General features: G+C 39.3%; 11 protein-coding genes. 8 read left to right on the top strand and 3 right to left on the bottom strand.

Features of this window, described 5'->3' with window-relative positions; translation table 11 throughout:
* Position 1 precedes the first annotated feature (1 nt).
* Positions 2-652 (bottom strand): deoxynucleoside kinase, encoded by a 651-nt coding sequence (locus BLP92_RS02825; protein WP_090840367.1) that lies wholly within the window; start codon positions 650-652, stop codon positions 2-4.
* Positions 653-1,002: 350 nt separating this feature from the next.
* Between BLP92_RS02825 and BLP92_RS02820 the strand changes: the two genes are divergently transcribed.
* The 4 genes from BLP92_RS02820 (at position 1,003) to BLP92_RS02805 (ending at position 4,868) form a co-directional block, all read left to right on the top strand.
* Entirely contained in the window at positions 1,003-1,848 is an 846-nt protein-coding gene (locus tag BLP92_RS02820; protein WP_090840365.1) for a DegV family protein, read from the top strand.
* Positions 1,849-1,930: 82 nt separating this feature from the next.
* Entirely contained in the window at positions 1,931-2,785 is an 855-nt protein-coding gene (locus BLP92_RS02815; protein ID WP_090840364.1) for a patatin-like phospholipase family protein, read from the top strand.
* Between the two features lie 82 nt (positions 2,786-2,867).
* Entirely contained in the window at positions 2,868-4,118 is a 1,251-nt protein-coding gene (locus tag BLP92_RS02810) for an MFS transporter (protein ID WP_425284402.1), read from the top strand.
* Between the two features lie 198 nt (positions 4,119-4,316).
* Positions 4,317-4,868, top strand: a complete 552-nt coding sequence (locus BLP92_RS02805) for a DUF420 domain-containing protein (protein WP_090840362.1) — start codon at positions 4,317-4,319, stop codon at positions 4,866-4,868.
* Positions 4,869-4,938: 70 nt separating this feature from the next.
* Here the strand turns inward: BLP92_RS02805 and acsA are convergent, their stop codons facing one another.
* A complete protein-coding gene (gene acsA, locus BLP92_RS02800; RefSeq protein WP_090840360.1) occupies positions 4,939-6,660 on the bottom strand; it encodes an acetate--CoA ligase in 1,722 nt (573 codons plus the stop codon).
* A gap of 208 nt (positions 6,661-6,868) precedes the next feature.
* On the opposite strand from acsA, the gene fumC reads away from it, so the two are divergent.
* From fumC to msrB, 4 genes are all read left to right on the top strand, one after another.
* Positions 6,869-8,257: a class II fumarate hydratase gene (gene fumC / locus BLP92_RS02795; protein ID WP_090840358.1), complete on the top strand. Its 1,389-nt coding sequence runs from the start codon at positions 6,869-6,871 to the stop codon at positions 8,255-8,257.
* A 9-nt stretch (positions 8,258-8,266) separates the two neighbouring features.
* Positions 8,267-9,220, top strand: a complete 954-nt coding sequence (locus BLP92_RS02790) for a dipeptidase (RefSeq protein WP_090840355.1) — start codon at positions 8,267-8,269, stop codon at positions 9,218-9,220.
* A 978-nt stretch (positions 9,221-10,198) separates the two neighbouring features.
* The gene (gene msrA, locus BLP92_RS18155) at positions 10,199-10,720 is read left to right on the top strand and encodes a peptide-methionine (S)-S-oxide reductase MsrA (protein WP_244516628.1); all 522 of its coding nucleotides are present in this window, start codon (positions 10,199-10,201) and stop codon (positions 10,718-10,720) included.
* A gap of 3 nt (positions 10,721-10,723) precedes the next feature.
* Positions 10,724-11,143: a peptide-methionine (R)-S-oxide reductase MsrB gene (msrB, locus tag BLP92_RS18150; protein WP_244516627.1), complete on the top strand. Its 420-nt coding sequence runs from the start codon at positions 10,724-10,726 to the stop codon at positions 11,141-11,143.
* A 130-nt stretch (positions 11,144-11,273) separates the two neighbouring features.
* Here the strand turns inward: msrB and BLP92_RS02780 are convergent, their stop codons facing one another.
* A complete protein-coding gene (locus BLP92_RS02780; protein WP_090840352.1) occupies positions 11,274-12,974 on the bottom strand; it encodes an ABC-ATPase domain-containing protein in 1,701 nt (566 codons plus the stop codon).
* Positions 12,975-13,096: the final 122 nt, after the last annotated feature.

The raw sequence follows: 13,096 nt of genomic DNA, 5'->3' as shown, positions 1-13,096 counted from the left end.
GTTACAGCAGAGTTCTTTTACGCCGCATTGCTTCATCCACTTGGTCAACAATTCGTTGAAAATCATGTTCTTTTTCAACAAAATCAAGATTATCCCCATTTATAGTAACGATTGGAATTTCAGGATATACATGTTTGTGGTCCCGCATAAACTGTTCGTAGTCAGAGGATAACTGCTGAAGATAATCTGGATCGATACCTTTTTCGATTTCTCTTCCGCGTAATTTTATTCTGCTCAAAAGAGTTTCCAGACTTGCATTTAAAAAAATGATTACATTAGGGCGTGGGAGATCATCTGTAAGAATATGATAGATTCTTTCGTATTTTTCCATATGCTCATCTGTAAGTGTCTGCTTCGCAAAAAGATGATTCTTAAAAACATGATAATCACTTACCACCGGGTAACCGGCGTGCAAATGATTTTTGTAAAGGTCTTCCAGCTGCTTAAACCGATTGCAGAGAAAAAACATTTCAGTTTGAAAACTCCACTCATCTATATCTTCATAAAATTTAGATAAAAAAGGATTTTCATCGACAATTTCCTTTAAAAGATGAAAATTATAATACTTGCTTAATTTGATTGCTAAGGAAGTTTTTCCAACCCCAATGGGTCCTTCTACGGCAATAAATGGAGCATCAAATTGTTTAGTCAAGACGATTCCTCCTTTGGTTCATTTAAACCTGACGCTTATCAGTAAGAGATTCATGTAATTACAATCTCGATATCTTACAAAAATCAGCATTTTTTATTTTATCATAGAAGCTGCATTATGGGTGGATTTTTAGATTAAATAAAGAAGAGAAAGATAACGCAGTTAAGCAGGTTTCATGGCTTAATTCAATTCTGTTCACTTTAAAGTGAAAAGACAAAAACGGCATTCAAGATTAACTGCTTTTCCTTGTGACAGCCGGTCTTTTTCTTCAGCAGAGTAAGTCTTAACATAAGAAGATAGTTATAGTATGCTTTAGTGGAGTACATTATTAGTTTGAAGGAGTGAAAAATTTGGCTGAACAGGTAAAAATCGTCACTGATTCTACAGTAGACCTTCCTAAAGAACAGTTAGCAAAAATGGGTGTAACGGTTGTTCCGCTTACAGTAACAATAGAAGGGGAATCCTACTTGGATGGTATAGATATTACGAATAGTGAATTTGTATCAAGACTTGTATCATCAAAAGAAATACCAAAGAGTTCACAGCCCTCTGCGGGGGTGTTTGCAGAAACGTATGAAAAACTTGGAGCGGATGGCAGTAAAGTTATTTCCATTCATATGACTTCCGGTATGAGCGGCACTTTCCAAAGTGCACTAACAGCGTCTGAAATGACGGATGTAGAAGTAACGGTAGTGGATTCAAAATTTATTTCCCTTGCTTTAGGTTTTCAGGTGCAGGAAGCTGCAAAACTCGCTTCAGAAGGAAAAAGTGTCGCACAAATTATTAAAAGGTTACATGAAATTAAAGAAGCAACTTCCCTTTATATAATGGTGGATACCCTGGAATACTTAGTAAAGGGCGGGAGAATTGGCCGTGGAAAAGCCCTGGTAGGTTCGCTCATGAAAATTAAACCTATTGCTTCACTGCAGGATGGTCTTTATACCCCCGTAAGCAAAGTACGGACACATGCGCAGATGGTCAAAAATCTGACGGCCAGATTTGAGGAAGAAACAAAAGGAAAAGTGATTAAAAAAATAGGGATCGCGCAGGTGGAAGCTATGCACCTGGCTGAAAAATTAAGAGATAATTTAGTTTCGATTCATAAACCCGAAGAGTTTCCTATAGTGTCTACAACACCTATTATCAGCACTCACACGGGTCCGGGTGCTTTAGCATTAATGTATTATGCAGAGTAATAAATTTTCCGAATGACAGGATTTGCCTGCCGCTCCACTTTTCGTTAAGATAATATTAGATAATGTAAGAGAGGTGGACACATTGGAAAAAGCAGGATTAGTGTTAGAAGGGGGAGGAATGAGAGGAGTCTTTACAAGCGGGGCTTTAGAACTTCTCCTGGAAAAAGATATTCAGCTTCCATATATTATTGGAGTTTCTGCGGGAGCCTGCAATGCCGCTTCCTATGTATCCAGACAGGCAGGAAGGAATAAAGCGGTAACGGTTGGATACGCAGGGCACCCGGATTATATTTCGTTAAAGCGGCTGTTAAGGTATGGGGAACTTTTTAATATGGATTTAATTTTCGATCGCATTCCCAACAATGAGAATCCTTTTAATTATGAGCAGTTTTTCTCTTCAAGCCAGGAATTTTATGTCGGAGTCACAGACTGTTATACAGGAGAAACGTTATACTACGAAAAATCAGAATTACGTAAAGATTTTAATATGATACTGCGTGCTTCTTCCTCGCTTCCCATGGTAGCTCCTTTTGTTGATTACAAAGGGCGCAGGCTGCTGGATGGAGGAATAAGTGACCCAATTCCTATTAAAAGATCCATAACAGACGGTAATAAAAAACACGTAATAATTTTAACGCAGCAAAGCGGCTATCAAAAAACACCTGCCAAAAGGGGAATGTGGTATTTCCGCAGGAAATATAAAGATTGTCCCGGATTAGTCAAAATAGTGCAGGAACGATATGAAATTTATAATGAAGCTTTATTGCAAGTGAAAAAACTTGAGCAGGAAGGGAAAGCTTTCGTGTTAAGACCGGAAAGTCTGTTTGATGTCGGAAGAACAGAAAGAAAAGCATGGAAACTGGAAAAACTTTATCAGCACGGGTATGAAATGATGAAAGAAAGGGAAGAAGAGCTGCTTGCATTTTTAAAATCATAAATTCCTTCAGCAAAAACGGCTATCTGCCGTTTTTTTTTTGATATAATATTACGGAATGCGAAATAAATAGCGGCAAGAGGCGATGGTAGTAATGACTAATAAAAATCTAACGGTAATGTGGATTGCGAATTTTTTTGTAGCTGCGAGTGCGACAATGATCCTGCCGTTTTTATCAGTATATATCGAAACATTTGGAGACTACCCAGCGGATTATGTACAGCGCTGGTCTGGTATAATATTTGGCGTTACCTTTTTAGTAGCATTTATTGTTGCCCCGCTATGGGGAAGATTTGGTGACAAATTTGGAAGAAAGAAAATTTTATTGCTCACAGGGTATGGTATAGCCGTTTCAATCCTTCTTATGAGCTTTGTTTCCACAGTTTGGGAACTCTTTTTACTGCGTATGTTTATGGGAGTGGTTACTGGATTTATTCCTACTTCTATGGCGCTTATATCTGCACAGACAAATAAAGAAGAAGCGGGTAAAGTATTAGGTACATTACAGATGGGCACAGTTTCCGGCGGGCTATTTGGACCTCTGCTCGGTGGAATTCTTGCTGACAGCATAGGATTTACATATACTTTTCTTATTACTTTTGTTGTAATAGCACTTGCTACCAGCTTCGTGGCTCTGGGTATTAAAGAAGTAAAACCAGCTGATGTGAATACTGAAAAGTATAAACGTTCTATGAAAGAAGTAGTTATCCTGATGTTAAGGAACAGAATGCTTCTTATGGTGATGGTCCTGTCCTTAGTAGTTCAAACAGCAAATTTCAGCATTCAGCCGCAGCTTGCACTTTATGTAGGAGAATTGACGCAGGCAGAAAATGTGGCATTTTTAGCAGGAATGGCTTTTTCAGCTACCGGTCTCGGAAATTTAGCAGCCACACGTTTTTGGGGAATAAGAGGAGACAAAATGGGACACGATAAGATAATATTAATATGTCTTATACTGTCAGCGGCAGCTTTTCTGCCTCAGGCTTTTGTCACTTCTATCTGGCAGCTGGTAATACTAAGATTTCTGTTTGGGCTTGCCCTGGGAGGAATTATTCCTTGTGCGACTGCTTATATCAGGCAGACAGTTCCAATAGAGGTACAAGGAGAAGTACTCGGGTATAATCAAAGTTTTCGCTTCCTGGGGAATGTGACTGGTCCTGTAGCCGGCGGGTTCATAGCCGGATCTTTCAGTATTGCTTCTGTTTTTTATTCATCAACTATTCTGCTAACGTTAATGGCAGTTATATTTTATATTGTCTATCGAACAAAAAGAAATTTTCAGAAAGGAAGAAATATGTATGCTTTTAACATCAAAAGAAAAAAATTTAATTCTTAAACTGCTGAAAAAGGAAAAGAGAAAAAAGTTTCTCAGTAGGGAGAGGTCTGCCTCTTTGAAAGAATTAATAAATAAATTAGAGCAGAATAACCGTAACGAAAAAGTAAATGACACTAAGCCTACAAAACTGTAACAGTTCTTTTCCTGCTGAATAAACTCATGTATACTAAGCTAGGGACAAAGAACAGAGGGGAGAAAATGAAAATTAATTCTTTTTGGAATACATTAGTTAAACATCATATTAAAACTGTCATTATTATTACTTTAACAGTAAATATTCTTATAATGATTTTATCCTTCCTTCCGGGATATGTAGGGGAACTTCCTTATTGGGTCACGCAGCTTCCGCTGGTTAATGCAATATTAAACAGTTTCACTTTCTTTTTTCTTTTAAGTGCACTGTTAGCGATAATGAAGCGCAATATTACGCTGCATAAGCGATTTATTTATGCAGCTTTTACGACTACTTTTTTCTTTTTGATTTCCTATGTCACTTTTCACTTTATGGCGGAATCCACTCCATATGGCGGGGATGGATTTATTGCAGTATTTTATTACTTCATTCTTATTACACATATTATTTTAGCTGTAATTATAGTTCCTCTTGCGTTGATGAGCTTTTTTACAGGTTATAAAGATATGAGGCCTGTGCACAGAAAATGGGTGCGCTGGACGATGCCTTTATGGCTTTATGTAAGTTTTACAGGAGTGCTTGTTTACGTAATGATTTCTCCTTATTATTCATTTTAAAGCTTAAAACACCTGAAGAAATAGCTTTCTTCAGGTGTTTTTAATAGAAATGAAAGTAAAACTTAATGGATTAATTATCATCCATGGTAGATAAATCACCTGTAGGTTCATCCAGCTCCCAAGCCTTCAGAACTCTTCGCATAATTTTCCCGCTGCGCGTTTTAGGCAGGTTATCTTTGAATTCAATTTCTTTCGGCACAGCATGAGCAGCCAGCTCTGTTTTAATAAACTTCTGAATATCAGCAATTAATTCATCGTTTTCCTCATAGCCGCTGTTTACCGCAATAAATGCTTTGATAATGTGCCCTCTGATTTCATCGGGTTTGCCAATTACTCCTGCTTCAGCGACCGCAGGATGCTCTAACAGCTTACTTTCAATCTCAAATGGTCCCACCCTTTCTCCTGCAGTCATAATGACATCATCATTTCTTCCCTGGAACCAGAAATATCCGTCTTCATCCTGGTAAGCTGTATCCCCGGAAACATACCATCCTTCAATAGCAAAATATTCATTGAATTTTGCTTCGTTATTCCAAATTTTTCTCATCTGTGCAGGCCAGCCTGCCTTAATAGCAAGGTTTCCCATTTCATTGCGAGGCAGTTCATTACCCTGGTCATCAATGATTGCTGCTTCCACTCCAGGAATAGGCTTGCCCATCGATCCAGGTTTAACAGGTTCAGAAGGATAGTTGCAGATCAGCATGGCTCCTGTTTCAGTCATCCACCACGTATCGTGTATACGTAAGTTAAACTTTTCCCAGCCCCATTTAACCACTTCAGGATTGAGAGGTTCTCCTACACTTAAAATATGACGGAGGGAGCTTAGGTCATGTTTCTCAAGTACTTCAGCTGGAGCTGCCATTAACATCCGGAATGCAGTAGGAGCGCTGTACCATACAGAAACATTGTATTTATCTATAGTTCCATACCAGTCGTCAGGTGAAAATCTGCCGCCGCGTACCACATTGGTTACGCCGTTCAGCCAAGGGCCGAATATACCGTAGGATGTACCCGTAACCCACCCTGGATCGGCAGTACACCAGTAAATATCGTCCTCTTTTAAATCCAGCACCCATTTAGCAGTTTGGTAATGCTGCAGCATGGCGTGATGAACATGATAAACACCTTTAGGTTTCCCGGTGGAACCAGAAGTATAATGCAGTATAAAACCATCTTCCAGGTCTACCCATTCAATTGCACTGTCATCAGTTGAAGCCTCTTTCAAATTTTCATCAAATGAAACAAATTTTTCTTCAGAACCGATAAGATCACTTTCTCCAGCTATAATTATTTTGTTAAGAGAGGGGAGATCGTTATGTGGTATTCGGGATACCAAATCAGGTGTAGTAACAATTGCGGTTGCTTCACTATCTTCCAGTCTCGCCCGAACTGCGTCCTGCATAAATGCCTCAAACAGTGGTCCGACGACTGCACCGGCTTTTACAGCACCGAGCAGAGCTACATACAGTTCAGGAGAGCGTGGCATAAATATAAAGACGCGCTCTCCCTTAGAGATGCCCATATTTTTAAACATATGCGCAGCCTGATTTGTTTTTAATTTTAACTCTTCAAATGTGAAAGATTCTTCCCGTTTAGCATCAGAGTAAAGAAGTGCCGTTTTACCGCCGTTTCCTTCTTCTACATGTCTGTCAATCGTTTCGTAAGCAATATTCACTTTTCCTGTTTTATTCCAGGTGAAAGCTTCCTTTGTCTGTTCCCAGTCAAAGTTTTCCCTGACTTTACTGTAGTCTGTTAATTGGTATGTACCATCCTGCGGCTGTATTGTCTCCACGCAAAACACCTCCAGTAAGATTATCTTTCTATAAATATCATAACTATATAATTCTGAAAATTCAATCGATATATATTTTTCTGTAAAGAATGAGCTTATCTTGATTTTTTAAGGAAAAATGGGTAACGTAAACGATGTACTGATGATACAAGTTTTATAAGTAAGGGCTTACATAATTTTAATCTGACATTATTAAGGAGGAAATGAAATGAGCTATCGTACAGAGAAAGATACACTTGGTGAAATACAAGTACCCGCAGATAAATGGTGGGGGGCACAAACTCAGAGAAGTACTGAAAACTTTAAAATTGGAAAAGAAATTATGCCAAGGGAAATTACCGATGCTTTTTCAGTATTGAAAGAAGCTTGTGCAGCAGCCAACCTGAAACTGGAGAATATGGAAAGTGAAAGGTCTGAGATTATTCAGCAGGTCTGTAAAGAGATACGCGAATCGAACAACTATGATCATTTTCCGCTCGTTGTCTGGCAGACAGGAAGCGGCACCCAGTCCAATATGAATATGAATGAAGTGGTAGCCTACCGAAGCAATCAGCATTTAGAGCAGGAAGGAGCAGAAATCCGAATACATCCTAATGATGATGTTAACCGGTCACAAAGCTCGAATGATACTTTTCCGACTGCTATGCATATTGCTGCCCTGCAGGAAGTTCATAATAAACTTATTCCTTCATTGCAAAAGCTTAGAAGTACTATTGAAGAGAAGTCAGAAAGATTTAATGATATTATCAAAATTGGGCGGACACATCTGCAGGATGCTACGCCGCTGACGCTTGGCCAGGAAATGAGCGGCTGGGCTTTCATGCTGAAAAAATCCGAGGAGATGATTCAGCAGTCAGCAGAGCAGCTCCGCCATCTGGCGATCGGTGGAACAGCTGTAGGCACAGGTATTAATGCGCACCCTTCTTTTGGAGATAAAACAGCAGAAGAAATAAGCCGGATTACGGGTATGCAATTTTATTCTTCGGAAAACAAATTTCACGCTCTTACAAGCCATGACGAAATTGTTTATGCGCACGGTGCGGTAAAGGGGCTGGCTGCAGATTTAATGAAAATCGCGAATGATGTAAGATGGCTTGCGAGCGGTCCGAGATCAGGGATCGGAGAAATAACTATCCCTGCAAATGAACCGGGGAGCTCTATTATGCCGGGGAAAGTAAATCCTACTCAGTCTGAAGCACTTACCATGGTTGCTGCACAAGTGATGGGCAATGATACAACTATTGGGATTGCTGCAAGTCAAGGTAACTTTGAACTGAACGTATTTAAGCCGGTTATAATATATAACTTCCTGCAGTCTGTACGTTTACTGACAGATGCAATGGAGTCCTTTAATGATAAATGTGCTGTGGGGATTGAAGTAAATGAAGATATCATTAATAAACACGTGAAAAATTCTTTAATGCTGGTTACGGCGCTGAATCCTCATATAGGATATGAAAAAGCAGCTACTATTGCGAAAACTGCTTTTGCAAATAATTCTACCTTGAAGGAAACAGCTGTAGAACTGGGATATTTAACTGAAGAACAGTTTGATGAATACATTAATTTAGAAAAAATGGTACGACCTACCGAGTAAGGAGGCTCAATGAATATTTATGATTTACACTGTGATGCTTTATTGAAACTGCAGGAAGACCGTTCGTTGAACTTTACCGACAGCAGTAATTTAGAGGTTAATGCAGAAAGATTAAAAAAAGGGAATGTAAAGCTGCAGATTTTTGCTGTATTTATCGAACCGGAAGTTTCAGCAGATGAAAAGTTCGGGCAGGCACTTGATCAGATAGATTTATTTTATGAAAAAATAGTGAAGCCTCACCCTTTTATAAAGCATATTACGCAGTGGGAGCAAGTGAACGAACTGAAAGATGGAGAAATTGGAGCAGTCCTTTCTTTAGAAGGAGCGGATGCATTCGGTAATGACCTAGGAAAATGGAGAATATTAAATTACCTCGGAGTTATTTCACTCGGATTAACCTGGAATAACGCTAATTTATGTGCTGACGGTGTGGGAGAGTTAAGAGGTGCCGGACTCAGCAGATTAGGCAGAGAAGTCGTGCTGCTGAATAACAGCAGGGGGATTTTAACTGATGTATCTCATCTTTCCTTACAAGGTTTTTGGGATGTCATGGAAATTGCAGATTATCCTGTGGCGACGCACTCGAATGCAAGAGGATTATTTGAACACCCAAGAAATCTAAATGATAATCAGCTGAAAGCTTTATTTGAAGCTGGAGGACTGGTCGGAGTTGTTTTTAATCCTCCTTTTATCGGAAATAACTACAATGATACCTCCGTCTCTGAATTTATCGAGCATATTGCTTATATGCTTAAATTAGGGGGAGAAAATTCCGTGGCCCTAGGTTCAGATTTTGACGGGATAGAAACACATGTAGTTGAACTCTCGAATGCATCTGAACATCAAAATCTGGTAAAAATATTGCAGGACCGTTTCGGTAACGAACTTACTGAAAAGATCTGCTGGAAAAATGCCCATCGCTTTTTTGAGAAAATTAAGCCGAATGGCAGCAATTCTTTTTAATTCATTGCTGCATAATATAAGAAGACGAGCTGGATTTTGAATTTCAGCTCGTCTTCTTTTTTAAAAGAGTTCGTTAAAGCTGATGTTAGTGTAAAAAAGGTACATGGGTGGCATAATTTTTCTTCTTCTGCCGTGCAAATGAATTTAAGATTATTTGATCGGCTGCGCAAATGCTTCCGGCGGTGAAAGCTCTCATAGCCTCAATAAGAACGAGCTGGGAAGATCCCGCATTGCAGCGAGAAAGAGTTCGTCTATGAAGGTCACTGGCAGCGAAGTGTACTCCCATAAACAGTAACCCTAAACAGAGGACTTCATATAGAAAAAGCTGCACCTTGAAAGATGAAAATTAATGTTTATGTGTAACGAAGGAGAGGAAACATGTGCGCAGTTTTAATTCCAATTTTGCGGACGTTCTTTCCGTAAAAATTAGTCGAGAACAAGCCCTTGGGTAAGCTTCTCGGAAAGTGAAGCAGTATGATAACTTATTTTAAGCAAAATTTTATTTGCAAGGTAGCTTATTTTATAAGCTGATGGCATTTGCAGGGAAATTAAATGCAGCAGGAACATATTAAGTACTGTGGTGGTAGTGGGTAATTCAATAGTATTTAATGGAGGGTTTACAAGGCCAGGTGGAAAAGATGTGAAGAGAGTCATGGGACAGAAGAGCAGGGATGTGAGTAAAAGTTAAACAAATTCGATTCTCTCTGCTTTATTCGATACAGTTTTTGAAAACCCGCAGTCTAAAGCACACTTATAAGTAACGTATGAATACACGGTGTATGCACCACCCCTTTCCGTACTGACAGTTTTAAATCTGCTGGAATACAATTTCCCTGCACATTCTGGACATTTTTTCATATCTGCACCTCCCGTTCTTCCCTAAATTATATACAAACAATTCAGATAATTCAATTATTTCTTTTCTTTTTTAATTATGCAGCTTCAATGATAAAATATAGTGAAAGGAGGGATTCATTAATGTTAGAAAAAGCTACGTTTGCAGGTGGATGCTTTTGGTGTATGGTTTCTCCATTTGAAGAAGAAGAAGGAATTGAGGAAGTGATATCCGGGTATACTGGAGGTCATACTGAAAATCCGACATATCAGGAGGTATGTTCTGAAACTACCGGTCATCTGGAAGCTGTACAGATAACTTACGATCCAGATAAGTTTTCCTATGAGAAACTCCTCGGTCTTTTCTGGGCGCAAATTGATCCAACTGATCCCGGGGGTCAATTTAACGATAGAGGAGAGTCCTACACAACTGCTGTTTTTTATCATTCTGAGGAGCAGAAAGAAATGGCGGAAGCTTCAAAAAATAAACTGGAAAGCAGCGGTAAATTCAGTAAGCCTGTAGTTACTAAAATAAGACCTGCTTCCGCTTTTTACAAAGCGGAAGAATATCATCAAAAATATCACCGTAAAAATCCGCTCCATTATAAAATGTACCGTCATGGCAGCGGAAGAGCCTCATTTATAAAAAAGCATTGGAGCGTGTAAATAATGAGAGAAGATATAAAAAAGAAATTAACACCTCTTCAATATCAGGTCACCCAGGAAGATGGCACGGAACCTCCTTTTAAAAACGATTTATGGAATTTTTTCGAAGAAGGACTTTATGTAGATATTGTATCGGGAGAACCACTTTTTCATTCTGCTGATAAATTCGAGTCGAATTGCGGATGGCCGAGTTTCAAGAAACCTGTGCAGGAAAGTGCAGTCATAGAAAAAACAGACAGAAGTCATTTTATGGTGCGGACAGAAGTGAGAAGCGTGGAAGCAGATTCTCATCTGGGCCATGTTTTTCCAGATGGGCCTCCTCCTACAGGTTTGCGATATTGTATTAACTCTGCTTCGCTCCGGTTTATACCGAAGGATAAGCTGGAGGAAGAAGGATACAGCGACTTTGTTTCAACCTTTTAAAGCGGAAAGCTATTTTAATGGAAGCAGCAATGCCTGCTGAGATCTTTGTTGAGAGAGATGTGTAAAATGTCCATCAAAAAATACCCAGCGGTCCATTAGAGGTCCCTGGGTATTTTTTTGATTTAAGATACTACTGTCTGATCCTGTTAATGGCAGCGATAAGCTCCTGTTTCCGGGGGAGTGCTATATTTCCAGGATGCTTTCCGGAAAATGGAGATATCACGTCTAAGTTATCGTTCTGCACTTTACTGTAAAGATCCTCGCACGCTTGCACCAGATCCTTGCTCGTGCCATTTTCCTTCCATAGCTTTTTAATCATCATAGCAATAGCTTCAGTTTGGCTTGGAGATACGATTTGTTCAACTGCGTCCAGCTGTAAGCTGCTTCTTCCAATACTAATCTCTGACATACCTCGTCCTTGAATGTTCTCTTTTTTATCCAGCTTCGCTTTAATGTCTTTAAAAGGAAACTGCCGCTCATGGAAAGCAGGGAAGCGGGCACCATATTCTTTATCTCTGTGGGAAACATATGATTTTACAAGTTCTTTCGCTTCAGCAGTTTTATCGACCGGCTTGTATTCATCCATCATTATCACTGCATCTGCCGCTTCAAAATAATCACCGGAACCTCCCAGGACTAGAATCGTTGATGTTTTTTGTTCCTCGAAGAGATCCCTGACTCTATCTACAAATGGAGTTATAGGTTCTTTATTCTTCCTGACCAGCTTCTGCATCCGTGCATCTCTTATCATAAAATTAGTGGCGCTGGTATCCTCGTCAATTAACAAAGTACTGCTTCCAGCTTCCAGTGCTTCCATTATATTCGCTGCCTGCGAAGTACTGCCACTTGCGTCGGCAGAATTGAACCTTTCTGTAGATTTATTATTAGGTAATTCATTTATGAAAGGAGATATATTCACATCCCTTACACTGCGTCGATCCTCTGCTCTTATTTTCACAGCTGAATCTTCGGTTATAACAAATTCTCTTCCATCGTAAGGTTCGTGGTTATAAACTCCGCGTTCGATTGCCTGGAGCAGAGTACTTTTCCCATGATAGCCGCCGCCGATAATTAACGTTACTCCTTTATTAATTAACATGCCGGTAATTTTCTTTCCGTTTGAAAGGGTAATGGAATGTTTGAATTCTTCCGGTGTTTCAAAAGGCACGACGGATGAATGAGATAAAGGAAGGCTGCTTTCTCCACTTTTTCTCGGGAGGACAGCTCCATTACCTATAAAAGCAATTTTATCCAGTCTGTTTAATTCTTCCCGAATGATCTGTTGGTCATCAGCAAGAATAAGAGCATTTGTTAATTTTTCTTTATCAAAAGACAATGCAGTTTCTTCTGCAATTAATGGAATTGTTTTGCAAAGAAGATCTGCCGCTGCCTTTCCCATAACTTTTCTTCCTTTCGCAGGAATCCCGCAGGAAATTCTAAATTCCAGATAGGAAGAGCTTATCTCAACAGAACTGCGGTCAATTACTTCCTGACCGGGAGTGTCAATCATAATCATTCCGCTTTTTCCTGTGCCGGATATATATGATTGTTTCTGCTTACGGACATTATCAAACTCTTTCGTGAAAAAATGCTTCAAGGCAATTTTACGTGAGGGAGAAGAAAACATCTCTCCGGTAATTTGAGTATTTGTCAGGGGAATCCTGATGCGGAGTCGGGAAGGGGAAGCAAAAGGATCTCCCTGTATATAGTCTAAGTGCACTTCAGTATTGCTGGCATTAAGATAAGTACCTTGAACAGATTTTAAGGTATTGTAGCTTTTTTTATCGAGCTCCAGCAATTTATCTTTTAAATTCGATAGGGATTTTATCATTTTTAAGCTCCTTTTCTTAAAACTGGTTAAATCTTCATAAGTAAAATCATGTATAATAGTAATCAGAATATATCGTGTATTTGGGGGAACTCTTCAGAATAATACCCGGCTGAAGGGACACG

This window comes from Alkalicoccus daliensis (genome assembly GCF_900103955.1).
Taxonomy (GTDB): Bacteria; Bacillota; Bacilli; order Bacillales; family Salisediminibacteriaceae; genus Alkalicoccus; species Alkalicoccus daliensis.
This window is presented reverse-complemented; position numbering and strand designations above follow the sequence as displayed.

Coding starts and splice junctions, on each gene's coding strand:
- BLP92_RS02810 (WP_425284402.1), top strand. CDS start 2,868: ATGGTAGTAATGACTAATAAAAATCTAACGGTAATGTGGATTGCGAAT.
- msrB (WP_244516627.1), top strand. CDS start 10,724: ATGAGAGAAGATATAAAAAAGAAATTAACACCTCTTCAATATCAGGTC.
- fumC (WP_090840358.1), top strand. CDS start 6,869: ATGAGCTATCGTACAGAGAAAGATACACTTGGTGAAATACAAGTACCC.
- BLP92_RS02790 (WP_090840355.1), top strand. CDS start 8,267: ATGAATATTTATGATTTACACTGTGATGCTTTATTGAAACTGCAGGAA.
- msrA (WP_244516628.1), top strand. CDS start 10,199: ATGTTAGAAAAAGCTACGTTTGCAGGTGGATGCTTTTGGTGTATGGTT.
- BLP92_RS02780 (WP_090840352.1), bottom strand. CDS start 12,974: ATGATAAAATCCCTATCGAATTTAAAAGATAAATTGCTGGAGCTCGAT.
- BLP92_RS02805 (WP_090840362.1), top strand. CDS start 4,317: ATGAAAATTAATTCTTTTTGGAATACATTAGTTAAACATCATATTAAA.